The organism is Ectopseudomonas chengduensis (genome assembly GCF_900102635.1).
Lineage (GTDB): Bacteria > Pseudomonadota > Gammaproteobacteria > Pseudomonadales > Pseudomonadaceae > Aquipseudomonas > Aquipseudomonas chengduensis.
On the sequence record NZ_FMZQ01000001.1, the window covers coordinates 534,308 to 560,493 of the forward strand.

Sequence of the window (26,186 nt, forward strand, 5' to 3'; positions counted from 1 at the left end):
GGCTGGGCTAGAGTGAGGTTTCCGCTAATGGCAAGGAGGCCTCGCCATGCCGAGTCTGCCGCTGTATTTCCCGCCGTCCTACCAATTGTCGCGCGCCTTGCTGTGCGCCGAGCTGCTGATGGCCGCCTACGACCAGTACGAGCAATGGCTGGCGCAGCAGTGCCCGCGCTCGCCCGAGCACTTTCATTGGCAACAGCCTGATCTGGAAGGCTGGCAGCTTTCCGCGCCGATCTGGAGCGTGCTCAGCGAGTGGCATGTGTTCAATGAGTCCGAGCCCTTCGGCTTCGCCGCGCGGGATCCGCAGGGTGATTGCTACCTGGTGTTTCGCGGCACCGAGTCGGTGCAGGACTGGCTCGATGACCTCGACCTGGATCAGCGCGACTACCCCTGGCAGGCTGGGGCGGGTCTGGTGCACGACGGCTTTCTGAAACTCTACACCTCGTTGCGTGACCAGGCTCTGCTGGCACTGGACGGCTTGCAGCCGCAGGCGCGGCTCTGGGCCTGTGGTCACAGCCTGGGCAGCACCCTGAGTACGCTGGTGGTGCCGGATCTGCTGCAGCGCTGGCCTGCATTGCCGCTGCAGCATTACAACTTTGCCAGCCCGCGTCTGGCGTCCCCGGCGTTCGCCAGCTATTACAATGGGCTGGCCGTGCCGACTTACCGGTTGGTCAACGACAGCGACCTGGTGCCCGAGGTGCCACCGGCGGACAGTGATCGCTGGTTCTATCAGCACCTGGGCTTGCCGGTGACCTTCACCGCCAGTTACGGAGGTGTCGCCGCCAACCACAGCATGGGCGGCTGCTACCTCTATGCACTGAACAATCCGGATGCGCCGATGAAGGGCTAGACCTGCTGCAGCGCCGTATTGAGGGCATCTTCCAGCCCGCTCTTGGAGTGCAGGTAATGCACCGTTTGCGCCTGTTGCCCGGCCAGCACGGCGGACAGGTCGAGGTCGGTGATGTAGCAGGGATAGCGTTCGCCGCCGGCACGCTGGGCGAGGATGTGCTGCGCCACGGCGCGATACAGCTCGCGGCCGTACTCCAGCTCTGAGAATTCGCGATGGTTGCAGTACAGGGTGACGTGGCGCTGGCGACCGTCGCCAGGCTCGACGATGGCCTGCACATCGTAGAACGGGTGGCTGACCTGCGCCTCGGGCGCCGGCCTGCGCTCGAGGCGCTGAGCGCGTAATGGCGCCGCCGGCAGCAGTTGGTAGTAGAGAATTTCCAGCGGCGGCTGGTTGTCGGCACCATCGAGCGGCAGCATGGCATTGCGCCGATACAGCAATGACTGCAGGAAACGATGGATCGGCGTCAGCAGGCTCTGCTCATCGCGAAATGGCAGGCGCCGGCGCCACAGTGCATTGCGTTCATCGAGCAGGGTCAGTTCCGCTTCGCCGCTGGTTTCGTGCACGCGATAGAACACCTGGATGCACTGTGGGCGGCCCATGGGCAGGATCAGCGCGAGGTCGTCGCCATCGAGGGCATAGCGGTCCAGATGCAGAGGGCTGTAAAGCTCCTGCTCGGCGCCTAGGTGCTCCAGCAACGCTGGCAGATCACCCAGAGCAGCGTGGCTGACCTGGCCGGGTGTCAGCTGCAACACGTGGTAATGCTGACGTACCTGCACCAGATAGCGTGATTGGCGACCTTCGGCATAGGTGTTGAGCAGGTCGCGCAGCAACTCGTCGACGCGTTCGGCAATCGGCTGGGCGCGATTACGACAGTAGCAGCGCACCTGTACCTGGGGTTGCGGGCCGCCGATCGGCAAGCTGTTGAGCAGATCGCGCAGGCAGTCGAGCAGGGCGTCGGTGCCGTCATGGCGGCTGACCTGCAGTTCGTTCCAGCTGTTGAGCACCACCTGATCGAGGGTCAGTACCAGGTTCTCGCGCACCCCCGAATAGCCCAGCGCATCGGTGCGCCCGGTGGTCATGTGCACGTTCATCTGGCTGTGCTGCCTGAGCGGGTCTACCCCGACATTGACCAGCAACAGCACCTGGCTGGGGATGCTGGCACGCAGCAGGGCGGCTTCTTCGACGCTGGGCTGCGGCAAGGGGAAGCTTTGCTGCAGGCTGGCGATCAGGTTGGACAGTTCGAAATCGGTCAGGTCGCTGCTGCCTGGGTGCAGCGACAGGCGCGTGCTGCTGTCGATCACGCCGTTGCGATGGCACCAGGCGAGCAGTTCGATCAGTTCGCGCGAGCGCTTTAGCGGGGCAAAGTCGCTCCACTCCTGGGCGCCCAGGCTGCCGTTGAACAGCGCCCACTGGTATTCGTTGGGCGCCTCGGGGCTGGGGTGCTGGACCAGGGTCAGGGTGTCTTCGGCCAGGTCCGGGGCGATGCCGGGGTTGATATACTCCACCTTGCCGGCCTTGCGCTCGAAGGCTGCATACAGGCGCCGGCCCAGCACGTTGAGGTCACGGTTGTTCAGTGAACTGCCGGTCTCGGCAGTGCGGGCGAACTGCGAGAGAAAGCGGTAGCTGTAGGTCAGTTCGTTGACCAGCACGCGGCGCTCGGCGGCGACCTGGCGCACTTTCCACTGGCTGCGACTGTCGAGCACGTTGAGCTGGCGGCTGTGCCAGCCCCATTCCGCCGTCAGGCGCTCGAGCAGCAGGCGCTGCCAGCTTTTGGTGCGGCCGCGCGTCGGTGGGCGGCTGACCTTTTTGTTGACCTTCAGGTACAGGCAGCGGCGAATCAGCTCCAGCCTTTCCTGATCGCCGCGCGCGCTCAGATACTCTTCCAGGCGACGGTAGACGACGATGTAGGGGTCCAGTTCGTCGAGGTTCAGGCGGCCTTCGAACACCGCCCGTTTGAAACGCAGCGCCAGGCACTCGACCTGGGGATGCTCGCTGGCGTAGACCTCGGTCAGCAACAGCTTGAGCACCGACTTGTAGGGCGACTCGATGCCCTTGTACAGCTGCCACATGCCGGCGCCGATGAACTCTTCCGGTGGGATATGCGCCAGGTTGCCGAGGTCCAGTACGTCTTCGGCGCGCACGAAACGCTTGCTCAGCAGGATGCGGCAGTAGTCGTGATAGCGCGTTTCCTCGTAGACCGGCACCAGCCACCAGAGCGGCGTACGACCGCCTAGCCAGATGGCGGTGCGGTAGAACTCGTCGAGCAGCAGATAGTGCTGGGTGGTGCCGCAATCGTCGGAGGTCAGTTGCGCCTCACGCGCGCCCTGGGTGAAGCGCTGCGGGTCGACCAGAAAGACGTGCACCTCGGCGCCCTGAGTGGCAGCCCAGCTTTCCAGTTGGTCGCACTTCTTGCGCAGGTCCTGCAGTTCCTGCGCCGTGAGGTTGGGCGAGTGGCATAACCACAGGTCCATATCGCTCTGTTCGGCCTGCGCCACGGTGCCCAGGCTGCCCATCAGGAACAGGCCATGCAGCGGCGCAGCGCCCTGGCCGCGACGCGGTTTGTAGACGAAGGAGCGGGTCAGTCGCTGGACTTCGGCGAGGCTGGCATCATCCGGCTCGAAGCCGCTGAGGCCGGCCGGTGTGCTGGCCGAGACATAGCCAGGCAGCAGTGGATGATTGACGTGCAGCAGCAATGGCAACAGCTTGAGGACCAGTTGCTGGCGTGTGGACAGCGCCTCCATGGCCCGCTGCAGGCGGCCCTGATTGATCTGCAGAAAGCGCGCGCGCAGTTGCGCCAGCACCTTGCGGTCGATGCCGTCATCGATATCGGGGCGTATTTCCTGCGTGCGCGTCATGCTCGAACTCTACTGCAGATCCGGCAAGCCTATCAGCGGCAGGCTCGCCAGTGCAGTGCCTTTGACGCTATATCGCCCGCCGCGCCTTTCCCTTAAGGGCGGCCGGCGGGCAACCGAGATTAAGCGGAGGTGGTCTGACGGGTCGAGAGAATGGTCAACAGGGCTTGCGCATGCTCGGCGGCATCGATGCCCAGGCTGGTCAGATAGCCGCCGTCGGCTTGGCTCACCAGGCCTTTTTCGTGAAGACGGGTGATGGCGCCTTGCGCCTTGAATGAGGCGTTGTTGTGCACCTTTAGCCCCTCCTGATGATTGTCCAGGTTGTACAGGGCGAGGATTTCCAGCTCGTCGATCAGGTCAGCGGTGAATGACTTCATGGTGACTCCGTCTTGTTGTTATGGCGCTCTTGCAGTGTAGAGCCATGTGCCGCGCTCTGCCCATCGCTGAGCTGCCAGTTGGCGAGAATTCGTTGATAGGTACCATCCTGCCTGATCTGTCGCATGCCTGCGTCGAAGTCGCGCAGCAAGGCAGCAGCCCGCGGGTGGCGGCGGGAGAAGGTCAAGTAGAGTCGCGGGCGATGCACCCTGGTCAGCGCCTTGAATTGGCCGACCAGTTCGGGGTTGTCGCGCAGCAGTGCGTCGGTGGTGCCGCGAAAGGCGATGACGTAGTCCACGCGCCCGCGCTGCAGCATGCGAAAGCCATTGATATCGCGCCGTACCGCAATGCGCTGGATATCTGCATAGCTGTCGAAGTACTCGCCGTAGGTATAGCCGATGGTGACTGCCACGCGTTTGCCACGGATGGCGTCCAGGTCATCTATTGCCGCGTCCCCTGCATGGCCCCAGAGCAAAATATCGTCGCTGAACAGCACCTCCTGCGGTAACAGGAACTTCGCGCGGATGTGCGCGTCAGGTGTGGTGTTGAAGCAGCCTGCCAGGCTGCCTGAGCGCGCCAGCTCCATGCAGCGCGAATAGGGGTACGGCGTCAGCTCGACGGACGTGTCGCTGGCACTGAAAGCGGCGCGGACTATGTCTGCCGACATGCCCTCGATCCTGTCATTGCGCAGAGCGGTGTAAGGGTGCCAGTCATCCTCAGCACCAATACGCGGCGTTTCGGCTCGAGCAATGCACGCTCCGCTCAAGCAGAGCGTGAAGACAAGCAGAGCGAGAGTTCGAGTCGACTGACAGGCCATCGAGGACGGTGCCTTCCTGGTCGGGTTTGGCAGTGACAGTAGTAATCTGCTTGCCAGTCCGGCCAGTGGCCTGGATCAATCCTTGCTCAGTTTTCTTCCGGCAGCTCCGGCAGGGCGCGCAGGGCCTGCTCATACCAGGTGCCATCGAAGGGGCGATCCTCGCGCAGCATGGCGTCGACTTCATGGGCCAGAACCAGCGCCATCAGCTCGAGGATCTCCTCGCGCTCGTAACCGACCAGCGTCAGCTTGTTGTAAACCGCCTTGGCTGCAGCGGGCTCACCGCTTTCCAGTTGGTTTTCGATAGCCTGAATCAGGGTGGCTTCGGCGAAGTCTTCGTCTTCTTGCTCGTTGTTTTGACTCATGGTTTCTCTCGTGTTCTGGCCCAGGCTCAGTCGCAGGGGACGCCAACGCCCTTCAGGCTGACTTTGAAGAATTGCAGACGAAAGCCGGAGTTCGCGGCTCGACTGCAAAGACTCGTATTGAGGGTGCGGTATTCGGCGATGAAGATCGGTTTGCCCTGGCTGCGCATGTGACTGTAACCGTCGCATTCGTTGTAGCGATAGCAGCTCTCGTTGATGGCAAAGTCGAAGTAGTCGCCAAGCTCAGGCAGCAGTTCTACGGCATTCTTCAGGCCGATGCTCAGGTCGCGGCTGTGCGCCTCGCTGGCCAGCCAGCGGTTGAAGTCTATTTGCTCGGCTTCCGTCAGGCTCAGGCCATTGTCATTGCTGTAGCCGTCCACGTTGTCCGGATCGACTGCGTCGCAGCCCTTGTCGACGGCCAGGTCCAGGCGTTTGGCGAGCAGTTGGCGTACATCGTCACGGCGATAGTCGAGCCAACGCTCGCCAGGCCAATCAGGCAATGCTTTGCCCAGCGCCGCCGTGGGGTAGGCCTGAGCGTCGCTGCGCCAGTCTTCCCAGGTGCCCGCGCTGAAATAGCAGATGACGATACGGCCACCCGCCTTGAGATTGGTGATGGTTTGCTTGGGCGTGTTGTACAGGTCGATGTTATAGACCAGGCGATTGGGTGTTTGCAGTTTGCCATCGAGCTGCATATGCCAGGATGCATTGACGGGAATGGTGACCGGTGTCGCCGCCGTCAGTGCCGGGGCGATAACGCTGAGCAGTGCAAGGAGTGTGCGCATGATGGTCTGGAGCAGGTGGAGGTGTAATTACCTTAGGCCAGAGGTGTTGCCCTGGCCAGACGCTGGCTTGCTCAGCCTGCGGCGAAGTCCAGCAAGGCCTGGCCGGTGAGGCGATAGGTCGTCCATTCGCTCTGCGGACGGGCGCCGAAGGATTCGTAGAAGTCGATCGCCGGGGTGTTCCAGTCCAGCACCGACCACTCGAAGCGACCGCAGCCCCTCGCCACGGCCAGTTGTGCCAGATGGCGCAGCAGCGCCTTGCCGGCGCCCAGTCCGCGAGCCTCGGGGCTGACGTAGAGGTCCTCTAGGTAAAGGCCGTGCTTGCCCAGCCAGGTGGAGTAGTTGAAGAAGTACACGGCATAGCCGATGGGCTGGCCGTCGTTCTCACAGATCAGACCGTGGGCAGTGCTGCCTTCGGCGAACAGGCTGTCGCGGATGCCGGCCGCGTCGGTCTTCACCTCATGCTCGGCCTTTTCGTAGATGGCCAGGTCGGTGATAAAGCGCAGTATCAGCTCGGCGTCGTTAGGGGTGGCAGGGCGGATATTTATAGCCATGGAATGTCTCGCGGCAGTGTTCAGCTGTAAGTGACGGTGAGCCACGTCAGGGGCAGGCCAACCAGGCAGAGAAAACCGAACGTGGCGACCCAGGCGCTGCGTGAACCCATAGGGTCGGCCACGCGCAGCGGCAGATTCGGGTAGTGGCCCAGAGTCAAAAGTCGTAGTGCCAGCCAGCCGGTGGTGTAGAAGACATAGCCGATGATGATTTCAAGCGCGATCTCGGCAATTAACGCCAAACCGCGCAGCAACAATTCTGCCATGGGAACTCCTTTTCCCCAGTTTTCTCCGAGAAGTCGCTTAGCGGCTAGCCAGCAGTTCCCGACCGCGCGCTACCGCCGCACGCACCTGATTTGGCGCCGTGCCACCGATATGGTCGCGTGCGCCGACCGAGCCTTCCAGGGTCAGCACGGCGAATACGTCATCACCGATCTGGTCGCTGAACTGGCGCAGCTCGTCCAGGCTCATCTCGGCCAGGTCCTTGCCGCTCTGTACGCCGTATTTGACCGCGTGGCCGACGATCTCGTGGCAGTCGCGGAAGGGCAGGCCCTTGCGCACCAGGTAGTCGGCCAGGTCGGTGGCGGTGGAGAAACCGCGCAGCGCCGCTTCGCGCATGATCTCGCGCTTGGGCTTGATCGCCGGGACCATGTCAGCGAAGGCGCGCAGGCTGTCGCGCAGGGTGTCGGCGGCGTCGAACAGCGGTTCCTTGTCTTCCTGGTTGTCCTTGTTGTAGGCCAGCGGCTGGCCTTTCATCAGGGTCAGTAGGCCGGTCAGGGCGCCGAACACGCGGCCGGTCTTGCCGCGCACCAGCTCGGGCACGTCCGGGTTCTTCTTTTGCGGCATGATCGAGCTGCCAGTGCAGAAGCGATCCGGCAGGTCGATGAACTGGAACTGGGCGCTGGTCCACAGCACCAGCTCTTCGGAGAAGCGCGACAGATGCATCATCGCCAGGGAGGCGGCGGCGCAGAATTCGATGGCGAAGTCGCGATCCGATACACCGTCCAGCGAGTTGCCGCCAACGGCGTCGAAACCCAGCAATTGTGCAGTGATTTCACGCTGGATTGGATAGGTGGTGCCGGCCAGTGCGGCCGAGCCCAGCGGCATGCGATTGGTGCGCTTGCGGCAGTCGACCAGGCGTTCGTAATCGCGCGATAGCATTTCGAACCAGGCCAGCAGATGATGGCCGAAGGTCACCGGCTGGGCGGTCTGCAGGTGGGTGAACCCCGGCATGATGGTGTCCGCTTCGGCTTCGGCCAATCCCAGCAGGCCCTGCTGCAGGCGAGTGATCTCGGCGAGGATCAGGTCGATTTCGTCGCGCAGCCACAGGCGGATATCGGTGGCCACTTGATCGTTGCGCGAACGACCGGTGTGCAGCTTCTTGCCAGTAACGCCGATGCGGTCGGTCAGACGCGCTTCGATGTTCATGTGCACGTCTTCCAGATCGACGCGCCAGTCGAACTGGCCGGCTTCGATCTCACCCTGGATCTGCTTGAGCCCATCAATGATGGCGTCACGCTCGGCATCGCTGAGGACGCCGACCTTGGCCAGCATGCTGGCGTGGGCGATGGAGCCCATGATGTCGTGGCGGTACAGGCGCTTGTCGAATTCGACCGAGGCGGTGAAGCGGGCGACGAAGGCGTCGACAGGTTCGCTGAAGCGGCCGCCCCAGGATTGGTTGGTTTTTTCGCTGCTCATGGCACTTGCTCTGGTTCGGGCTCTGGATCGGGCGGCCGCGTCGGCGGCCGGCATGGCGGACAAAGTGCGTCGATAATAACAGGGTCGGCAGGCGTTTCGCCGGGGCGCGTTCGCCGTTGGGCGTTCGATGGCGTTGTCGGCTGCTTCACAATTTTGCCCTGAAGGCGGCATTTCGGTGCTTTATTTTGTCCGGCTGGGGCCGTCTGGCTTGCCGGCTCGCAGGGCGACAAGGAAACTGCGTCGATGCACAGACAATCCTCTACCAAGAACAAATACAACGCCGCTATCGACGACTTCTTCGTCCCGGAACTGTGTCAGCCCGAAGCGCTGCTGAGCATGGTGCTGTTGGCCGAGTTGCTGGTATTGGTATTGGTGCTCGCCGAACCGATGACGCCGGGGTTCGACTGGGTACGCCTGGCCCTGACTTCACTGTTCGTGCAGTGGATCGTGCTGCTGTCGGCTGCTGTGCTCTGCCGCTTGCGGCCGCTGCTGGCACGTCTGCGTCCCGCGTTGGCTGGGGGGCTGTGCTGCGCGCTGGTGGTGCTGCTGACCCTGGGTTGTACGGCGGTGGCCGACTATTACGAGCTGGGTGGGCCGCTGCCGCGCAGTGGTGAAGTGAATCTTTATCTGCGTCATGCGTTGATCAGCCTGATCATGTCCGCACTGCTGCTACGCTATTTCTATCTGCAGAGCCAATGGCGTCGGCAGGAGCAGGCCGAGCTGCGTGCGCGGATCGAATCGTTACAAGCGCGGATTCGCCCGCACTTTCTGTTCAACAGCCTCAACAGCATCGCCAGCCTGGTCACGCTCGATCCTTACAAGGCCGAGCAGGCGGTGCTGGATCTGTCCGATCTGTTTCGCGCCAGCCTGGCCAAACCTGGCACGCTGGTGCCGTGGAAGGAGGAACTGGAACTGGCGAAACGATATCTATCGATCGAGCACTATCGGCTCGGCGAGCGACTACAGTTGCAGTGGGAGGTAGAAGGTGTGCCGGAGGATCTGCCGATTCCCCAGCTGACCCTGCAGCCTCTGTTGGAGAATGCGCTGATCTATGGCATCGCGCCGCGTATCGAAGGCGGCCTGGTGCGGGTCGAGGCGGATTACCAGGATGGTGTGTTCAGCTTGTGTGTCAGCAATCCGTATGAAGAGCGGGGCGAGCAGCATCCGTCACGGGGAACGCAGCAAGCGCTGAGTAATATCGATGCGCGCCTGGCGGCACTTTTTGGGCCGCGCGCGAGTCTCAGCGTGGAGCGCCGTGACGGCCGTCACTACAGCTGTCTACGCTATCCTTGTGCGAGACTCACGCAGGAAGCCAGAGCAATATGAATGTCCTGATCGTCGATGACGAACCCCTTGCCCGCGAGCGCCTGAGCCGCATGGTCGGTGAGCTCGAGGGTTACCGGGTCTTGGAGCCCGCTGCCAGCAATGGCGAGGAAGCCCTGACCCTGATTGATAGCCTCAAGCCGGATGTGGTCCTGCTGGATATCCGCATGCCCGGCCTCGACGGCCTGCAGGTGGCTGCCAAATTGTGCGAGCGCGAAGCGCCGCCAGCGGTGATCTTTTGCACGGCGCATGATGAGTTCGCTCTGGAAGCCTTCCAGGTCAGTGCAGTGGGCTATCTGGTCAAACCGGTGCGGCCTGAGAGCCTGAGCGAAGCGCTGAAAAAGGCCGAGCGGCCCAATCGTGTGCAGTTGGCCGCCCTGACTCGTCCCGCAGCGGAGACTGGCGGTGGCCCGCGTACCCATATCAGTGCCCGTACCCGCAAGGGCATCGAGCTGATTCCGCTGGATCACGTGGTCTACTTCATCGCCGACCACAAATACGTCACCCTGCGTCACGAGGGCGGTGAAGTCCTGCTGGATGAGCCGTTGAAGGCGCTGGAAGACGAGTTCGGTGACCGCTTTGTGCGCATCCACCGCAATGCGCTGGTGGCGCGTGAGCGTATCGAGCGCCTGCAGCGCACCCCGCTCGGGCACTTTCAACTGTTCCTCAAGGGGCTCGAGGGTGACTCGCTGGTGGTCAGTCGCCGCCATGTGGCCGGTGTGCGCAAGATGATGCAGTCGCTATAGCGGGTCGCCGGCTGCGGCCTATGGCCGCCTCCTTCCGCCGGCGTCGGGCGAGCCTGTTATGATTCGCGGCAATCGGTTTTCTGGAATTGCCTCATGTCCCGCGAAATTCGCATCGCCACCCGTAAGAGCGCCTTGGCCCTGTGGCAGGCCGAACATGTCAAAGCCCGCCTGGAACAGGCTCATCCCGGTCTGAAGGTCAGTCTGGTGCCCATGGTCAGCCGCGGCGACAAGCTGCTCGACGCGCCGCTGGCGAAGATCGGTGGCAAGGGGCTGTTCGTCAAGGAGCTGGAAACCGCACTGCTGGAAAACGAGGCCGACATTGCCGTGCACTCGATGAAGGACGTGCCGATGGACTTTCCCGAAGGGCTGGGCCTGTACTGCATTTGCGAGCGTGAAGACCCGCGCGACGCCTTCGTCTCCAACACCTATGCCAGCCTCGATGCGCTGCTGCCCGGCAGCGTGGTCGGTACTTCCAGTCTGCGCCGTCAGGCCCAGCTGCTGGCGCGCCGGCCCGATCTGAAAATCCAGTTCCTGCGCGGCAACGTCAATACCCGCCTGGCCAAGCTTGATGCCGGCGAGTACGACGCTATCATCCTTGCCGCCGCTGGCCTGATTCGCCTGGGGTTCGAAGACCGCATCCGCAGCTCGATCAGCGCCGAGGACAGCCTGCCGGCCGGCGGCCAGGGCGCCGTGGGTATCGAATGCCGCAGTGCCGACAGCGACGTGCATGCCTTGCTGGCGCCGCTGCATCACCGTGACACCGCGCTACGTGTCACCGCCGAGCGCGCGCTGAACAAGCACCTCAATGGCGGCTGCCAGGTCCCTATCGCCTGCTATGCCCTGCTCGAAGATGACCAGCTGTGGCTGCGCGGCCTGGTCGGCCAACCTGACGGCGGCCTGTTGCTGCGCGCCGAAGATCGCGCCGCCAGTAGCGATGCCGAGGCTCTGGGGGTGCGTGTCGCCGAGGCGCTGCTGGCGCAGGGGGCTGACGCCATTCTCCAGGCCGTTTATGGTGAGGCCGGTCACCCTTGAGCGTTTGGCGCCTGTTGCTGACGCGTCCTGCCGAGGATTGTGCGGCGCTGGCGCAGACCCTGGCTGCGCAGGGTGTCGTCAGCCACTGCATGCCGCTGTTGGCCATCGAGACGCTGGATGAGACACTCGAGCAGCGCAGCGCCTTTGCCGATTTGCAGCGTTACTGCGCGGTGATCGTGGTCAGCAAGCCGGCAGCCCGAATTGGCCTGCAGCTCTTGGCGCAGCATGGGGCGCCGACGCCTGATCTGCCCTGGTTCAGTGTCGGTGCGGCTACCGCTGCGGTACTCGCCGAGCAAGGCTTAAGCGTGCATTTTCCCGATTCGGGCGATGACAGTGAGGCGTTGCTCGCTCTGCCTGCACTGCAGCAGGCCATCGCGGCACCTGCACCGCGCGTGCTGATCCTGCGTGGCGAAGGTGGCCGAGAATTCCTCGCCGAGCGCTTGCGTAGCCAAGGTGTGAGCGTCGACTATCTGCCACTGTATCGCCGCGTACTGCCGCATTACGCGCCGGGCGAGCTGAGCCGACAAGTGCGAGCGGAACGCCTGAATGGCCTGGTTGTCAGCAGTGGGCAGGGTTTCGAACATCTGCTGCAGCTAGCCGGCGATGACTGGCCGGCGTTGGCTCGGCTACCCTTGTTCGTACCCAGCCCGCGCGTCGCCGAACAGGCCTGCGCTGCGGGTGCCCAGATCGTTGTGGACTGTCGCGGCGCCAGTGCCGCGGCCTTGCAGGCAGCTTTGGAGCAGTTTCCGGCTGCCGCCCTCTAAAAGGACGGATACGTGAGCGAAGCATCCACCCCGAACACGCCAGAAGAAAAACCGGCCAGCGAAGCCGTGAAACCCACACCTGCACCGCCACCGGTGAAGGCACCACGCAGTGGCGGTGGCAGCGGCCTTGCCGCATTCGCCCTGCTGATTGGCCTGGCTGGCGCCGGTGCTGGCGGCTGGAGCCTGTGGCAACTGCATGCAATGCAGAGCAGGGACCTGCAGCAGGCCGAAGACCTGCAGCGCACCCGTGACGACAGTGCGAAGAAAGTGGATGAGCTGGCCCAACGCCTCGATTCGCGTCTGTCCGCCCTGCCCAGTGCGGCCGAGCTGGACGAGCGCCGTCGCCTGCTGGCCAATCTGCAGAGCGATCAGCAGCGCATGAGCCAGCGCCTGGAAAGCGTGCTCGATGGTAGCCGCCAGGATTGGCGTCTTGATGAAGCCGAGCACCTGCTGCGTCTGGCAACCCTGCGGTTGTCGGCATTGCAGGATGTGGCCAGCGCCGAAGCGCTGGTACTGGCCGCCGATGAAATCCTCCGCGAGCAGGACGACCCTGCCGCATTCGCCGCCCGCGAGCAGCTCAGCCGTAGTCTCGAAGCCCTGCGCACCACCGAGCGCCCGGATCGCGTTGGCCTGTTCCTGCAGCTGGGCGCCTTGCGTGAGCAGGCCGCTACCCTCAATCCACTGGCGCCGACCTTCGAAGGGCAGGGTGACGTGCTCTCCGACCTGGCAGCCGAAGGCGACGGCAGTGCCTGGTGGAGCGAGTGGGCGAAGAAGCTTTCGGAGTACTTCCGTATCGAGTTCGACGCCGATCGCAACGTGCGTCCGCTGCTGTCCGGGCAAAGCCTGTCGCAGGTGCGCCTGAGTCTGTCGCTGGCGCTGGAACAGGCGCAGTGGGCCGCACTGCATGGTCAGACCGGTGTGTACAAGCAGTCGCTGAAACAGGCCGAGGAAATCCTCGATGCCCACTTCAACCTAGACAACCCGGACAGTCGCGCCCTGCGCCAGCGCTTCGGCGAGCTGGCCGATGCCAGCATCGAGGTCAAGGTGCCGGACCTGAGCGACTCGCTCGATGCGCTGCAGGCCTACCTGCAACGTAAACAGGCGCAACGTCGGCAGGGGGCCGCGGCGGCCGGGGAGGCGCAATGAGACGCCTGATCTGGCTCCTGTTATTGCTGGCCATAGCCGCCGGGCTGTATCTGCTCAGTCTGGCCATCGAGGCCGACCGCGGTTATGTGCTGTTCGCCTACCAGGGCTTTCGCTACCAGTCCGGCCTGTGGGCATTCCTTGGCCTGCTGGTGGTCGTGGTGGCGCTGTACTACCTGATCAAGTGGACACTGCGTTTGTTGCTCAGCTCGACACGGCTGGCCAACCCCTGGTCGCGTCTGCATCGCAACCGCCGTGTGCGCCTGGCTTCCGAGCAGGGCATGCTCGACCTGGCCGAAGGTCACTGGGCGCGTGCCCAGCGTCAACTGACCCGTGCCGCCGAAGCCGACAGTCAGCCGTTGATGTATTACCTCGGCGCTGCTCGGGCTGCCAGCAAGCTTGGCGATCACGAGCAGAGCGACGCATTGCTCGAACGCGCACTGAACAAGCAACCCCAGGCCGAACTGGCGATTGCCCTGACCCACGCCGAGCTGCAGCGTAACCGCGGCGACAGCGACGCGGCGCTGGAAACCCTGCAGGCCATGCGTGAGCGCCACCCAGGCCATCACCTGGTGCTGCGTCAGTTGCAGCGTCTGTATCTGCAGCGCCAGGACTGGTCGGCACTGCTTGGCTTGCTGCCCGAGTTGCGCAAGGAAAAGGCGCTGCCCGCCGCAGAACTCGACGAACTGGAGCGCGAAACCTGGCGTGGTCGCCTGGCCGATGCCGGACTGGCTGGCCAGGGCCATGGCGAAACTGCACTTCAGCCGCTGACGCAAGCCTGGCAGCAGCTTTCCGCGCCACTGCGTCAGGAGCCTGAGCTGATCGCCACCTATGTCGAGCAACTGCGTCGACTGGGCGCGCAGGAAGAAGCCGAGGAAGTGCTGCGCAGCGCGCTCAAACGTGGTTACGACAGCCGTCTGGCGCGCTTCTACGGTGTGCTGCGTGGCGCCGACCCGGCGCGTCAGCTGCAAACGGCCGAACTCTGGCTCAAGCAGCATCCGCAGGATCCTGCCCTGTTGTTGACCCTGGGCCGTCTGAGCCTGCAGAACCAGTTGTGGGGCAAGGCGCGAGACTATTTCGAGACCAGTCTGAAGCTCGAGCGCCACCCGGAAACCTGCGCCGAGCTGGCGCGTCTGCTGGCGCAATTGGGCGAGTTGGAACGCAGCAATCAGCTGTTGCTGGAGAGCCTCGGCCTGTTGCATCAGGGCTTGCCACCGCTGCCGCAACCGCAGGGCGTGACAGCCTGAATGGATGCGGCTGATTGCCGCAGCGCACTCGCCGTACGGACGGAGGGGCGTTCGGGCATGATGAACAGCCTGCTCTGAGTCATGGGGCGCCTTGAAAGGCGCCCTCGCTTTCCTCTACCGTACTGCCCTCGATTTCCCTCCCGGAGCCACCATGCACTTGGCCAGCCCGCGTCCTCTGTTTTTCCTGGCATTCATCGGCTGCGTACTGCTGATGGCGGCTGCGTTGTACCTGGAACATGTCGTCGGCCTGGAACCCTGTCCGATGTGCGTGCTGCAGCGAATCTGCGTGATTCTGTTCGGCGTGGTCTGCCTGATCGCTGCTATCCATGGGCCGGGGAGTCTCGGTCGTCGCATCTACGCGGTGCTGGCACTGCTGTTCGCCGGCGCTGGCGCCGCTACCGCTGGCCGGCAGATCTGGCTGCAGAGCGTACCGGCCGATCAGCTCGAAGCCTGTCTGCCCAGCCTCGAGTTCATGATGGAAGCCCTGCCGATGCAGGACATCGTGCGCCTGGTGTTCCAGGGCAGCGCTGACTGTGCTGAGGTGAAGTGGACGCTGTTTGGCATGAGCATCCCCGAGTGGAGCCTGCTCGGTTTCGTCGGCATGCTCGGTTTCTGCCTGTTCCAGCTGCTGCGTCGCAATTGAGAATGCGAATTGCACGAAGCCACGCGGGTCGTGGCTTCGAGATTAAACGCTCGTATGAAACTTTCTCACGGCGATGCCTTGATGGTGGGTGCCCACGAGCATAATCTGGCTCGCACGCACCGCCGGAAAAATGCCATTTTGCGGTTGCCTTCCCAAGGCCAAGCACCGATTGACAGAAAAACGTCTCGGGAGCGGACGTATAACAGGCATTATCGATAAGGGAAGCGAGGTTTATCATGCTTGAGAGTTGCCAGAATGCACAGGAACGTTGGGGTGGGGTTCACCAGCTGATCGATCGCTGGCTGGGTGAACGCCGCGAACTTGTGCTGGCTTACACCGCCCTCACCAAGGCGCCGCAGGCGCCAGCCATCAACTGTGAGCCTCTGCAGGGTTTCTGCGAATTGCTGGTGGACTACGTGTCTGCTGGTCACTTCGAGGTCTACGAGCAACTGACCAACGAGGCCAAGGCCTTCAACGACCAGCGTGGTCTGGAACTGGCCAAGCAGATCTACCCGCGTATCGAAGCCATTACGGCGGTCGCGCTGGCGTTCAATGACCACTGCGACAATGGCGATTGTCGCGACAGCACGTCGCTGGTGGCAGAGCTCAATCATCTGGGGCAGTTGCTGCACGAGCGCTTCGAATTGGAAGACTGCCTGATCGAAGTGCTGCACAACGCTCATCAGGAACAGGCCGCCGAAGCGCTCTGAGCCCTTGCTGGCAATGGTCCGGAACACTCCGGGCCGTCAGGCTGACGCCAGTCAGTTAAGCGTCGGCGCATCAAGTTTGTAGCAGCGGCGCCTCGCCGCGAATCAGGACGGTGCGCACTTGAACGCACTTGAAAAGCTTCGCCCCGGGGCGGGGCTCCTACGCAAGGCCGCTCTGATCGGATCGGCATCAGGCCGGCAGGCTAGCCTTCAGTCGGCTACGTCGAGCAGGCGTAGATCGAATACCAGTGGCGCATAGGGCGGTATCAGGTCGCCCGCACCTTCCTCCCCGTAAGCCTGATCCGATGGAATCACCAGGCGCCAGTGAGCGCCTTTCGGCATTTGCAGCAGTGCGCTGCGCCAGCCGCCGATCAGGCTGTCCAGGCGAAACCACTGCGGTGTGCTGCTCTCGTCGAAGACGCTGCCGTCCGCCAGTTCGCCGCGGTAGCTCACCTGTACTCGGCTGCGAGCGGTGGGCATGGGACCGCTGCCAGGGCTGAGTTCGGTCACCAGTACGCCGTTGGCCAGTGCCCGCACGTCTGGGCGGCGACGTTGCTCGGCGAGAAAACGCTGCTCGGCTTCGATAGCTTTGCTCTGGCGCTGTGGCGAGGCTTCGATACGCGCTTCGTGCTCATCGAGCAGCTGCTCGATCCGGCTGGCGTCGAGGCGCAGGGGCTTGCCCTCGTAGGCCCGGCGCAAGCCTTCGAGCAGCTCGCTCAGCGGCAGGTCTGGCACCTCGTCGTGCAGACGCTCGCCAAGACGCACGCCGAGGCTGTAGGCCAGATCCTGCTGGTGCTGGTCAGCCTGTACGCCCAGGCTGCAGCAGATAGCGAGGGCGGCTAGTACGGCGCGGCTCATTACGGTGTCTCCCGATCAAGATGCTTAGGGGCTGTTGAGGTTACGCGGCGCCGCAGCGTGCGCTGAAACGGCAAAAGGCTTTGGCGATTATGCCAGCGTGGTTCGGCATCTGCTCGGCTCGCCAAAAGGCCTATGGCGAGCCCTCGCGGCTGCGTCTAGTATGGGCGCGTTCACATCCGCCTGGAGGCGCGCCATGTCGGCCAAGAAGAAGTCCATCACTACCCCGTTGCACCTGCTGCACCAACTGTCTGCCAGCCTGCTCGAACACCTGGAAAATGCCTGCTCGCAAGCGCTGATCGACGCCGAGAAACTGCTCGCCAAGCTGGAGAAGCAGCGCGGCAAGGCGCAGGAAAAACTGCACAAGGCCCGCAGCAAGCTGCAGGACGCTGCTGTTGCCGGCAAGGCCAAGGCGCAAGCCAAGGCGAAGGACGCAGTCGCCGAGTTGGAGGAGCTGCTCGACTCGCTCAAGGCCAGCCAGAGCGAAACCCGCACCTACATCGCCCAGCTCAAGCGTGATGCCCAGGAAAGCCTGAAGCTGGCACAGGGCGTAGGCAAAGTGAAGGAAGCCGCTGGTAAGGCGCTGGATGTACGTGAGGCCAAAGCCGCTGCTCCGGCCGCCAAACCGACCAGCAAGCCGGTCGCGGCGAAGAAGCCTGCTGCTGCGAAGACACCAGTGAAGAAGGCCCCGGCCAAACCGGCTGCTGCCAAACCGGCGAGCAAACCCGTCGCCAAGCCAGTAGCGAAACCGGCAGCAGCCAGCAAGCCTGCGGCTAAGCCAACTGCCAGCAAGGCTGTTGCGGCAAAACCCGCTGCGCCGAAAGCTGCCGCCAAGCCCGCTGCCGCCAAGCCAGCCACCAAACCGGCAGCCAAGCCTGTTGCAGCAAAAGCACCCGCCAAGCCCGCAGCAGCCAGTAAACCGGTCGCCAAACCCGCTGCTAAGCCGGCTGCCAAGGCCACGCCTGCAAAACCCGCGAGCAAACCGGTCAGCAAGCCGGCTGCGGTGAAGAAACCAGCCGCTGCCAAGGCCCCGGCGAAGAAAGCTCCGGCCAAGCCAGCAGTTGCCAAGGCAGTTGCCGCACCAGTTGCTGCGGCAGCCCCTGCTGCTCCTGCGGCCACCAATGGGGCCACCGCCCCGGGTACTCCGAGCGCTTCCTAAGGGTGATCAACGGCGCCGCGTAGCACCTGCAGCGCGGCGCTGTCCCCTCCGGCCAGGCGAATCAGCCAATCGTCTCCGCCTGCCTCGTTTGGCCAGTTCTCGGCCAGCGCCTGCAAACGATCGAGCAATATCCGCTCGGCCTGCAGTTCCAGTTTCTTGACCTGCTCACGCAAGGCTGCGAGTTCCGCATCCTGGCTTGCGTTCGCGCGCCAGTCCTGGCGTACCTGACGCAAAGGCGCGATCACCTCGCGTTGCCAGGGGGCAGCCGCTTGCTGCAGTGCTTGCAGGCGCTCATCCAGGCAGCGCACACCGCGCCGCTGCAACCAGGCACCGGTCAGCAGCAGGCAAACGTCACTGCCTGTGTCCTGCAACTCCAGGCAGGCCTGTTCCACGCCTGCTCTGGCGTAGAGTTCGAGGGCGAAATTCCACAGATCCTGCACGCGGCCTCCGGGGCGATTTGGTAGACTCCGCCGCCATTATGATCCGACTCCAGAACCTCACTCTACAGCGTGGCCCGCAGCGTCTTCTCGAAGGCGCCGAGCTGACCCTGCACGCCGGTCACAAGGCCGGCCTGATCGGTGCCAATGGCGCCGGTAAATCCAGCCTGTTCGCCCTGTTGCGTGGCGAGCTGACGCCTGATGCCGGCGATTGCCTGCTGCCCGGTGATTGGCGCATCGCCCATATGCGTCAGGAGGTCGATACTCTCGATCGGCTGGCGGTGGATTACGTGCTCGACGGCGATCACAACCTGCGCCGCGTGCAGGCCGAACTGGCCGTCGCCGAGCAGGCGCATGATGGTGCGGCCATCGCTCGCCTGCACAGCGAGCTGGACAGCGCCGACGGCTACACCGCCGACGCCCGCGCGCGCAAGCTGCTGGCCGGCCTGGGCTTCGAGAACGCGCAGATGGATCGCCGCGTCGGCGACTTCTCCGGTGGCTGGCGCATGCGCCTGAACCTGGCCCAGGCGCTGATGTGCCCGTCCGACCTGCTGCTGCTCGACGAGCCGACCAACCACCTGGATCTGGACGCCATTCTCTGGCTGGAAGGCTGGCTGCAAAACTACCCCGGCACCTTGCTGCTGATTTCCCATGACCGCGATTTTCTCGATGCAGTGGTCGACCACGTCGCCCATGTCGAACAGCGCAAGCTGACCCTTTATCGCGGCGGCTACACGGCTTTCGAGCGGACTCGTGCCGAGCGTCTGGCCCAGCAGCAACAGGCGTACGAGAAGCAGCAGGCGCAGCGCGCGCACATGGAAAAGTACATCGCCCGCTTCAAGGCCCAGGCCACCAAGGCCCGTCAGGCGCAGAGCCGGATCAAGGCCCTGGAGCGCATGGAAGAGCTGAGCGCGGCGCATGTCGACTCGCCCTTCGACTTCGTCTTCCGTGAAGCCGACAAGATCTCCACGCCACTGCTCAGCCTCAGCGAAGGTCGCCTCGGTTATGGCGACAAAACTGTGCTGCAGCAGGTCAAGCTGAGCCTGGTGCCCGGCGCGCGCATCGGCCTGCTTGGCCCCAATGGGGCGGGCAAGTCGACGCTGATCAAGAACCTGTCGGCCGAACTGCAGCCGCTCGGTGGCAGCCTGACCCGCGGCGAAAACCTGGTGATCGGCTACTTCGCTCAGCATCAGCTCGATTCACTGGACGACAAGGCCAGCCCGCTGCTACATCTGCAACGTCTGGCGCCCAGCGAGCGCGAGCAGACCTTGCGCGATTTTCTCGGCGGCTTCGACTTCCGTGGCCCGCGTTGTGACGAGCCGGTGGTGAATTTCTCCGGTGGCGAGAAGGCGCGCCTGGCCCTGGCGTTGATCGCCTGGGAAAAGCCCAACCTGTTGCTGCTCGACGAACCGACCAACCACCTCGACCTGGAAATGCGCCTGGCCCTGACCATGGCCCTGCAGGAGTTCGCCGGTGCTGTGGTGGTGGTCTCGCACGATCGTCATCTGCTCAAGAGCACCACCGATGAATTCCTGCTGGTTGCCGAAGGACGGGTGGTGCCGTTCGACGGCGATCTGGACGATTACGCGCGCTGGCTGGTCGATTACCGGCAGCGCCAGGCGCCACCGAGCGCACCGGCTGAAGGGGCGGCGGACAAGACCGACAAGCGCGCCCAGCGCCAGGCCGCCGCCGCGCTGCGTCAGCAACTGGCGCCGCACAAGAAGCAGGCCGACAAGCTCGAGCAGGAGCTGGGCAAGGTGCAGGAAAAGCTCGCCACCGTGGAAACCCAGCTGGGCGACAGCGGTCTGTACGAGTCCGCGCGCAAGGATGAGCTGCGCCAGCGTCTGGCCGAACAGGCGCAGCTCAAGGCCCGCGAGGCCGAGCTGGAGGAAGCCTGGCTGCTGGCGCTGGAAACCCTGGAGGCGTTGCAGCAGCAACTGGAGGAAGCCGAGTAATGGAACAGCTTGAACTGCTGGCGGCCTGGCGCGACCCACTGATTCGCACCGGCCAGGTACTGCTGATCATCCTGCTGGCGTGGATCGCCCAGCGCATTCTCACCCGTGCCATCAGCCGCCTCGGAGCGCGTTACAGCCTGCTGCCGGCAGAGGTGCTGCAGCCGCTGCGCGGGCTGGTGCGTTGGCTGATCATGGGTAGCGCTCTGCTCATGGTGCTGGAGCGGCTGGGTGTTTCCGCGACCGTGCTGTGGACGGCGCTGACCGGTTTCACCGCGGTCGCCGCGGTGGCGTTCTTCGCCATCTGGAGCGTGCTGTCGAACATGTTCTGCGCGCTGCTGATCTTCACCATGGGGCCGTTCCGTATCGGCGATACGGTCGAGGTGATCGACAGTGCCGACAAACCGGGCGTCAAAGGCCGGGTCATTGCCATCAATCTGTTCTATACCACTCTGCAGGATCTCAGCGAAGACGCGGCCGGCGCGTTGCTCCAGGTGCCCAACAGTCTGTTCTTCCAGAAGTCGGTACGGCGCTGGCGCTGAGCTCGCGTACTTCGAGAAGCATCGCGCAACCTAGGGTCTGTACGAAAGGTGCCTGTACGCCGCGGCCATGCGTGGCCGTCGTCGCCAGTCACTTTTCCTACACAACCTAACCCCTCGCTGGAGTAACTCCGAATGGAATGGCTCAGCAACCCGGAAATTTGGGTCGCGTTCCTGACTCTGACCGCCCTGGAAATTGTTCTGGGTATCGACAACATCATCTTCATTTCCATTCTGGTCAGCCGACTTCCGGCCGAGCAGCAGCCCAGGGCGCGCTTCTTCGGCCTGGCGCTGGCCATGGGGACGCGCATCCTGCTGCTGCTGTCGATCACCTGGGTGATGCGCCTGACCACTGACCTGTTCCATGTCTTCGGTGAGGGGATTTCCGGGCGCGACCTGATCCTGTTCTTCGGGGGCCTGTTCCTGCTGTTCAAGAGTACGGCGGAGATCTACCACAGCCTCGAAGGTGCGGAAGAGGGCGGCCAGGATGCACCGAAGAAGAGTTACGGCTTCATGGGCATCATCATCCAGATTGCCATCATCGACATCGTGTTCAGCCTCGACTCGGTGATCACCGCCGTCGGCCTGGTGCAGCACGTACCGGTGATGGTCGCCGCCATCGTCATCTCGGTGCTGGTGATGATGCTGTCGGCCAGCACCATCGCTTCGTTCATCGACAAGCATCCGAGCCTGAAGATGCTGGCGCTGTCGTTCCTGATCGTCGTCGGTACCGTGCTGATCGCCGAGAGCTTCGATGTGCATGTGCCGAAAGGCTACGTTTACTTCGCCATGGCCTTCTCTCTCGCCGTCGAGGCCATCAACATCCGCCTGCGCGGGCGGATGCGCAAGCAGGAACCGAGTGAGCCGGTGCAACTGCGCAAGGGCTCGCCGGATTGATCGGACGGGAGTAGGCTTTAACGCCTGCTCCCGTTTTTCTTTCCTGAGGTATCACGCCATGGCTCTCGAAACCTGGCTCGCTTTTTTCGTCGCCTGCTGGGTGATCAGCCTGTCGCCGGGTGCTGGTGCCGTGGCCTCGATGTCGGCCGGTATGCAGTACGGCTTCTGGCGCGGCTACTGGAACGCGCTCGGCTTGCAGCTCGGTCTGGCGCTGCAGATCGCCATCGTCGCCGCGGGTGTAGGCGCCGTCCTGGCGGCCTCGGCCCTGGCCTTCAGCCTGATCAAGTGGTTCGGCGTGGCCTATCTGGTGTTCCTCGCTTACAAACAGTGGGTCGCCCTGCCCAGCGATCTGGATGCCGGCGCGGCCGAGCGTCCTATCGGCCGGCCGCTGACCCTGGTGTTGCGTGGCTTTCTGGTCAACTTCAGCAACCCCAAGGCCATCGTCTTCATGCTCGCGGTGCTGCCGCAGTTCATCAATCCGCATGCGCCGCTGGTGGCGCAGTATCTGGTCATGGGCGTGACCATGATCATCGTCGATCTGATCGTCATGGCCGGTTACACCGGCCTTGCCTCGCGAGTGCTGCGCCTGCTGCGCACACCTCGCCAGCAGCGGGTGATGAATCGCAGTTTCGCCGCACTGTTCGCAGCTGCGGCCGGCCTGTTGGCGACGGTCAAGCGCGCGGCAGTCTGAGTCTCGTTCGCTATCGTTCAACGCTGGCCGATGGCGTTTGCCAGGGATGTTCTGAAAAAGCCATTCATCGTCACTCCCGCGAAGGCGGGAGCCCAGGTGATTCGCAGGTTCTGAATGCCCGCCTGTGCGGGCAAGGCAGTCTTTCAGGTTCCGCTCGGCAGTTTGTTACTGAATATTTCATATTCTTCTTGTGCTCAATCGTTAGGCCAGCAACAATTTAATGCCACCCATTCTCGTTTGGGATGCATTAATGACCCGCTTTCGCTTCTCTCTTTCCTGGCTGATGCTGCCTTTGCTGGCCAGCCTGAGCTTTCTCGCCATTGGCGAGCCCCTCGACGGTGCCGCACAGGCGTTGCACCTGATCGGTTACATCGGCGCTGATTACCCGGCCACCGTTGCGGGCGGTCAGGTTATCGATGCCGGTGAATATCAGGAGCAACTGGAGTTTCTCGATGTACTGCAGGGCCTGATCGTCGCCTTGCCCGCTCAGGCCGGCCGCGCCGAGTTGGAGCAGGGCGTCAGCAATCTGCGTCAGGCAATTGCTCAGCGCCAGCCGGGCGAGGAGGTTGCTGGCGCCGCCCGCAAACTGGGCGCACGTCTGGCCGAGCTCTATCAGGTGGTGCAGAGCCCAGTGCTGACGCCGGACCCGGAACGCGGCGCGCCGCTCTACGCTCAGCACTGCTCGGTGTGCCACGGCGACACCGGCCTGGGCGATGGACCTGCCGGTATCGGCCTGGAGCCAGCACCGGCCAATCTGCGTGATGCCGCGCGTCTGGATCGGCTGAGCCTTTACGATCTCTACAACACCCTCGGTCTGGGCATCGAAGGCACCGATATGCCGGCCTTCGCCGATCAGCTCGACGAGCGTCAACGCTGGGATCTGGCTGCCTACATCGCCGGTTTCACAACAGCACCGGCGCAGAGCCAGACACGCTTTGCCATGAACGAGCTGGCAGGGCGCACGCCTGCCGAGATCGCCGCCACCGGCGGCGATGTCGCCGCGTTCCGCGCCCTGCGTGCTCATCCGGTAGTGGAGCAGCGTGGTCCGCAGCAGCTCATCGGTTACACCCGCTCGACCCTGGAGCGCAGCCTGCAGGCCTATCGCGAAGGTGATCGCGAGCAGGCTTATGACCTCTCCGTAGGCGCCTATCTGGAAGGCTTCGAACTGGTCGAAAGCGCTCTCGACAACCTCGATGCCGCGCAGCGCAAGACCACCGAGCGCGCCCTGATGGCCTATCGGCAGGCGCTGCAGGATGGTGCCAGCGTCGCGCAGGCTGCCCAGGCACTGGAGCGGGCCAAGGTCGAGCTGGACAAGTCCGCTGCGCTGCTGGCTGATGGCGCCATGGACGACAGCCTGAGCTTCTTCGCCAGTCTGCTGATTCTGCTGCGCGAGGGGCTGGAGGCGATTCTGGTGCTGGCGGCGATTCTCGCCTTTCTGCGCAATACCGGGCAGCAGCAGGCGGTACGCAGTGTGCACATCGGCTGGGGGCTGGCGCTGCTGGCCGGTGTCGCGACCTGGGCGGTGGCGGCCTACCTGATCGACATCAGCGGCGCCCAGCGCGAGCTGCTGGAGGGCGCCACGGCGTTGTTCGCCAGCGTAGTGCTGCTGTGGGTCGGCGTGTGGATGCATGATCGTCGCCACGCTGCGGCCTGGCAGGATTACATCAAGAGCAGCCTGGTCGGCGGTGGTGGCCGTTTCGGCTTCGCCGTGCTGGCGTTCTTCTCGGTGTATCGCGAGCTGTTCGAAGTAATCCTGTTCTACGAAACCCTCTGGCTGCAGGCCGGCCCTGCCGGGCACGGTGCGGTGCTGGCCGGCGCCGCTGCCGCGCTGGTGCTGCTGATCGGCCTGGCCTGGGTGATCCTGCGCGGCTCGCGCAAACTGCCGCTGGCAACCTTCTTCGGCGTCAACGCAGTGCTGCTATGCGTGCTCTCCGTGGTCTTCGCTGGCCATGGCGTGGCCGCGTTGCAGGAGGCCGGCGTGCTCGGCACGCGTCCGGTGGCCTTCTTCGAGTTCGACTGGCTGGGCATTCATGCCGATGCCTGGAGCCTGTCGGCGCAGGGCCTGGCGCTGGTCGGTATCGCCCTGCTGTACGGGCGCAGCCTGCTAGGGGAGCGTCGGCGCATGGTCGAGCAGGCCTAGCCTACTCAGGTTTGAACGAGGGCGAGCTTTGCCCGTCCTCGTTGTGTCATAGCGTGAACCGCCGCTACGACAGCTGGTCTCAGTGCACCTAGGCTGCTTCCAATTCCTCTGCCGAGTGCGCGCATGTCTTCCTCGATCCATTCCACTCACTACGCCGACAGCCCCGATCTGGCGTTGGCTGTATTGCGTCACCCCACCCTGGAGCAGGCACTCTCAGCGGCCTGTGCCCAACTTGCCATACGTGAGGCCTTTCTCGCTGCGTTGCGTGATCCAGCCATCGGTCCGCAGCCGCGGCTGCTATTGGCAATTTCCGGCGCCGACGTGAGTGGTCAGCGTCGCCTGGCTGCGCTGGTAGCCGAGCTGCTGCCGGACGAGGTGGAGCTGGATCTGATCGAACTGGCCGAGGACAACCTGTCGCGCGCCGTGCGTGAGCGCTGCGAGCCGTTCTACCAGGCCTGAGCCTCGCGCCTGCTGGCATACTGGGCGCTGGTTTCTCTGCGGAAGTTGCTGCATGCGCGTATGGATCGACGCCGACGCCTGCCCTCGGGCGGCGCGGGATCAGGTGGTCAAGTTCGCCCTCAAGCGGGGTTTCGAAGTGGTGCTGGTGGCCGGGCAGGCCGTGGCGCGGCCGAACTTCGCCTGCGTGAAACTGATCGTGGTGCCCAGCGGGCCGGATGCGGCCGATGATCATCTGGTGGAACACGCGGTGCCCGGCGAGCTGGTGATCTGCAGCGACGTGCCGCTGGCCGACCGCCTGGTGAAGAAGGGCGTCGCCGCACTCGACCCGCGTGGTCGCGAGTTCGACGAGCGCAACATGGGCGAGCGTCTGGCGGTGCGTAATCTGTTCACCGACCTGCGCGAGCAGGGCCAGGTGGGTGGTGGCCAGGCGCCGTATTCGGAGAAGGACCGGCAGGCCTTCGCCAATGCGCTGGATCGGATTCTCACGCGTTTGAGTCGTTAGCTGCCCCGGATTGCATCCGGGCTACGGGGCGTATGGCAAACCCATTTTCAGCGTTGTAGCCCGGATGAAATCCGGGGATGGCGGACTCCGTCAGCCACACAGATAGGTGCCGGTGCCAACCGCCACCAGCACGCCCTCGTCGTTATGCAGCTCCATACGAATCACCGCCACCTTGTTGCCGGCGCGCAGTGGCGTGGCCGTGGCAGTGAAACGCTGGCCGCGGCCTGGACGCAGGTAGTCGATGCGCAGGTCGATGGTGCCGAGCTTGGACAGCTTGCTCATGCGTTCGGCTGGCGGCAGGTGCTGGTGGTTGGCGAAGGCGCCGATCAGCGCCATGGCGCCGCCGCAGACGTCGAGCAGCGAGGAAATCACTCCGCCGTGCAGGATGCCGTGAACGAAGTTGCCGATCAGCTCGGGCTTCATCGGCAGGTGCATGGTCACCCGCTCGGAGCTCAGCTCATCGAGCTCGATGCCGAGCACCTGATTGAAGGGAATGCGCTGGAAGAAACTGGCCACCGCCTGTTGCAGGTCGGGGCTGAGGACGAAGGGCTGGGACATGGCAGGGGCTCCGGGAAATCCTGTCGCCACGCTGCAGTACCGCGCAAGACTTGGCCAGAGGCAATGCAGGAGTGCCCTGAGCATTGGCCGGATCGGCCTGACTCCTGTGGGAGG

At 63.8% G+C, this 26,186-nt stretch carries 28 protein-coding genes; 17 read left to right on the forward strand and 11 right to left on the reverse strand.

Going from position 1 to position 26,186, the window contains the following annotated elements; all coding sequences use genetic code 11:
- Window positions 1–46 precede the first annotated feature (46 nt).
- Complete coding sequence (locus tag BLS08_RS02460; RefSeq protein ID WP_075744833.1) at window positions 47–847, forward strand: lipase family protein; 801 nt, start codon at window positions 47–49, stop codon at window positions 845–847.
- Here BLS08_RS02460 and BLS08_RS02465 read toward each other — a convergent pair.
- The 8 genes from BLS08_RS02465 to argH all read right to left on the reverse strand — a co-directional run bounded on the left by BLS08_RS02465 (window position 844) and on the right by argH (window position 8,278).
- A complete protein-coding gene (locus tag BLS08_RS02465; protein ID WP_090335952.1) occupies window positions 844–3,702 on the reverse strand; it encodes a class I adenylate cyclase in 2,859 nt (952 codons plus the stop codon). The two genes, BLS08_RS02460 and BLS08_RS02465, sit on opposite strands and share 4 nt — an antisense overlap.
- 119 nt (window positions 3,703–3,821) lie before the next feature.
- Window positions 3,822–4,076, reverse strand: a complete 255-nt coding sequence (locus tag BLS08_RS02470) for a TIGR02647 family protein (RefSeq protein WP_021487644.1) — start codon at window positions 4,074–4,076, stop codon at window positions 3,822–3,824.
- Window positions 4,073–4,891: a substrate-binding periplasmic protein gene (locus tag BLS08_RS02475; protein ID WP_394327929.1), complete on the reverse strand. Its 819-nt coding sequence runs from the start codon at window positions 4,889–4,891 to the stop codon at window positions 4,073–4,075. Before BLS08_RS02475 ends, BLS08_RS02470 begins: the two co-directional genes overlap by 4 nt.
- A gap of 86 nt (window positions 4,892–4,977) precedes the next feature.
- Complete coding sequence (locus BLS08_RS02480) at window positions 4,978–5,253, reverse strand: hypothetical protein (protein ID WP_021487646.1); 276 nt, start codon at window positions 5,251–5,253, stop codon at window positions 4,978–4,980.
- Window positions 5,254–5,279: 26 nt separating this feature from the next.
- Window positions 5,280–6,032, reverse strand: coding sequence for an endo alpha-1,4 polygalactosaminidase (locus tag BLS08_RS02485; RefSeq protein WP_244155362.1), 753 nt, complete (start codon window positions 6,030–6,032; stop codon window positions 5,280–5,282).
- A 71-nt stretch (window positions 6,033–6,103) separates the two neighbouring features.
- Window positions 6,104–6,583 (reverse strand): GNAT family N-acetyltransferase, encoded by a 480-nt coding sequence (locus tag BLS08_RS02490; protein ID WP_017678313.1) that lies wholly within the window; start codon window positions 6,581–6,583, stop codon window positions 6,104–6,106.
- A 20-nt stretch (window positions 6,584–6,603) separates the two neighbouring features.
- Window positions 6,604–6,846, reverse strand: coding sequence for a hypothetical protein (locus BLS08_RS02495; protein ID WP_017678314.1), 243 nt, complete (start codon window positions 6,844–6,846; stop codon window positions 6,604–6,606).
- A 37-nt stretch (window positions 6,847–6,883) separates the two neighbouring features.
- Window positions 6,884–8,278, reverse strand: a complete 1,395-nt coding sequence (gene argH, locus BLS08_RS02500) for an argininosuccinate lyase (protein WP_017678315.1) — start codon at window positions 8,276–8,278, stop codon at window positions 6,884–6,886.
- 243 nt (window positions 8,279–8,521) lie between these two features.
- Here argH and BLS08_RS02505 point away from each other — a divergent pair, with 243 nt between their 5' ends.
- The 8 genes from BLS08_RS02505 to rsd all read left to right on the forward strand — a co-directional run bounded on the left by BLS08_RS02505 (window position 8,522) and on the right by rsd (window position 15,886).
- The gene (locus tag BLS08_RS02505; protein ID WP_017678316.1) at window positions 8,522–9,604 is read left to right on the forward strand and encodes a sensor histidine kinase; all 1,083 of its coding nucleotides are present in this window, start codon (window positions 8,522–8,524) and stop codon (window positions 9,602–9,604) included.
- Window positions 9,601–10,347: a LytR/AlgR family response regulator transcription factor gene (locus tag BLS08_RS02510; RefSeq protein WP_017678317.1), complete on the forward strand. Its 747-nt coding sequence runs from the start codon at window positions 9,601–9,603 to the stop codon at window positions 10,345–10,347. The genes BLS08_RS02505 and BLS08_RS02510 overlap by 4 nt, the downstream gene beginning before the upstream one ends.
- A 93-nt stretch (window positions 10,348–10,440) precedes the next feature.
- Window positions 10,441–11,379 (forward strand): hydroxymethylbilane synthase, encoded by a 939-nt coding sequence (hemC, locus tag BLS08_RS02515; RefSeq protein WP_017678318.1) that lies wholly within the window; start codon window positions 10,441–10,443, stop codon window positions 11,377–11,379.
- Window positions 11,376–12,143 (forward strand): uroporphyrinogen-III synthase, encoded by a 768-nt coding sequence (locus BLS08_RS02520; protein WP_017678319.1) that lies wholly within the window; start codon window positions 11,376–11,378, stop codon window positions 12,141–12,143. The genes hemC and BLS08_RS02520 overlap by 4 nt, the downstream gene beginning before the upstream one ends.
- Window positions 12,144–12,155: 12 nt before the next feature.
- Complete coding sequence (locus BLS08_RS02525) at window positions 12,156–13,289, forward strand: uroporphyrinogen-III C-methyltransferase (RefSeq protein WP_017678320.1); 1,134 nt, start codon at window positions 12,156–12,158, stop codon at window positions 13,287–13,289.
- Complete coding sequence (locus tag BLS08_RS02530) at window positions 13,286–14,533, forward strand: heme biosynthesis HemY N-terminal domain-containing protein (protein WP_017678321.1); 1,248 nt, start codon at window positions 13,286–13,288, stop codon at window positions 14,531–14,533. The genes BLS08_RS02525 and BLS08_RS02530 overlap by 4 nt, the downstream gene beginning before the upstream one ends.
- A 151-nt stretch (window positions 14,534–14,684) precedes the next feature.
- Window positions 14,685–15,176, forward strand: coding sequence for a disulfide bond formation protein B (locus tag BLS08_RS02535; RefSeq protein ID WP_075744844.1), 492 nt, complete (start codon window positions 14,685–14,687; stop codon window positions 15,174–15,176).
- Between the two features lie 236 nt (window positions 15,177–15,412).
- Window positions 15,413–15,886: a sigma D regulator gene (rsd, locus tag BLS08_RS02540; protein ID WP_090335955.1), complete on the forward strand. Its 474-nt coding sequence runs from the start codon at window positions 15,413–15,415 to the stop codon at window positions 15,884–15,886.
- A 207-nt stretch (window positions 15,887–16,093) separates the two neighbouring features.
- Here rsd and BLS08_RS02545 read toward each other — a convergent pair whose 3' ends face one another.
- Window positions 16,094–16,741 (reverse strand): FKBP-type peptidyl-prolyl cis-trans isomerase, encoded by a 648-nt coding sequence (locus BLS08_RS02545; protein WP_059390879.1) that lies wholly within the window; start codon window positions 16,739–16,741, stop codon window positions 16,094–16,096.
- 193 nt (window positions 16,742–16,934) lie between these two features.
- On the opposite strand from BLS08_RS02545, the gene BLS08_RS02550 reads away from it, so the two are divergent.
- Window positions 16,935–17,897, forward strand: coding sequence for an AlgP family protein (locus BLS08_RS02550; protein ID WP_021487660.1), 963 nt, complete (start codon window positions 16,935–16,937; stop codon window positions 17,895–17,897).
- On the opposite strand, the gene BLS08_RS02555 is transcribed toward BLS08_RS02550, so the two are convergent.
- On the reverse strand, window positions 17,894–18,337 hold the full coding sequence (locus BLS08_RS02555; protein ID WP_090335957.1) for a TIGR02444 family protein: 444 nt from the start codon (window positions 18,335–18,337) through the stop codon (window positions 17,894–17,896). The genes BLS08_RS02550 and BLS08_RS02555 overlap by 4 nt on opposite strands.
- Window positions 18,338–18,375: 38 nt before the next feature.
- Between BLS08_RS02555 and BLS08_RS02560 the strand changes: the two genes are divergently transcribed.
- The 7 genes from BLS08_RS02560 (at window position 18,376) to BLS08_RS02590 (ending at window position 25,514) form a co-directional block, all read left to right on the forward strand.
- The gene (locus BLS08_RS02560; protein ID WP_090335959.1) at window positions 18,376–20,289 is read left to right on the forward strand and encodes an ATP-binding cassette domain-containing protein; all 1,914 of its coding nucleotides are present in this window, start codon (window positions 18,376–18,378) and stop codon (window positions 20,287–20,289) included.
- Entirely contained in the window at window positions 20,289–20,828 is a 540-nt protein-coding gene (locus BLS08_RS02565) for a mechanosensitive ion channel family protein (RefSeq protein ID WP_017678328.1), read from the forward strand. The genes BLS08_RS02560 and BLS08_RS02565 overlap by 1 nt, the downstream gene beginning before the upstream one ends.
- A 132-nt stretch (window positions 20,829–20,960) precedes the next feature.
- The gene (locus BLS08_RS02570; protein WP_059390875.1) at window positions 20,961–21,722 is read left to right on the forward strand and encodes a TerC family protein; all 762 of its coding nucleotides are present in this window, start codon (window positions 20,961–20,963) and stop codon (window positions 21,720–21,722) included.
- 58 nt (window positions 21,723–21,780) lie between these two features.
- Window positions 21,781–22,413, forward strand: coding sequence for a LysE family transporter (locus tag BLS08_RS02575; RefSeq protein WP_017678330.1), 633 nt, complete (start codon window positions 21,781–21,783; stop codon window positions 22,411–22,413).
- A gap of 250 nt (window positions 22,414–22,663) precedes the next feature.
- Window positions 22,664–24,553: a cytochrome c/FTR1 family iron permease gene (locus tag BLS08_RS02580; RefSeq protein WP_090335960.1), complete on the forward strand. Its 1,890-nt coding sequence runs from the start codon at window positions 22,664–22,666 to the stop codon at window positions 24,551–24,553.
- Window positions 24,554–24,676: 123 nt separating this feature from the next.
- Window positions 24,677–25,012: an enhanced serine sensitivity protein SseB C-terminal domain-containing protein gene (locus BLS08_RS02585; RefSeq protein WP_017678332.1), complete on the forward strand. Its 336-nt coding sequence runs from the start codon at window positions 24,677–24,679 to the stop codon at window positions 25,010–25,012.
- Window positions 25,013–25,064: 52 nt separating this feature from the next.
- Window positions 25,065–25,514: a YaiI/YqxD family protein gene (locus BLS08_RS02590; RefSeq protein WP_004373364.1), complete on the forward strand. Its 450-nt coding sequence runs from the start codon at window positions 25,065–25,067 to the stop codon at window positions 25,512–25,514.
- A 90-nt stretch (window positions 25,515–25,604) separates the two neighbouring features.
- Here the strand turns inward: BLS08_RS02590 and BLS08_RS02595 are convergent, their stop codons facing one another.
- Window positions 25,605–26,072 (reverse strand): thioesterase family protein, encoded by a 468-nt coding sequence (locus tag BLS08_RS02595; RefSeq protein WP_003458608.1) that lies wholly within the window; start codon window positions 26,070–26,072, stop codon window positions 25,605–25,607.
- Window positions 26,073–26,186 lie beyond the last annotated feature (114 nt).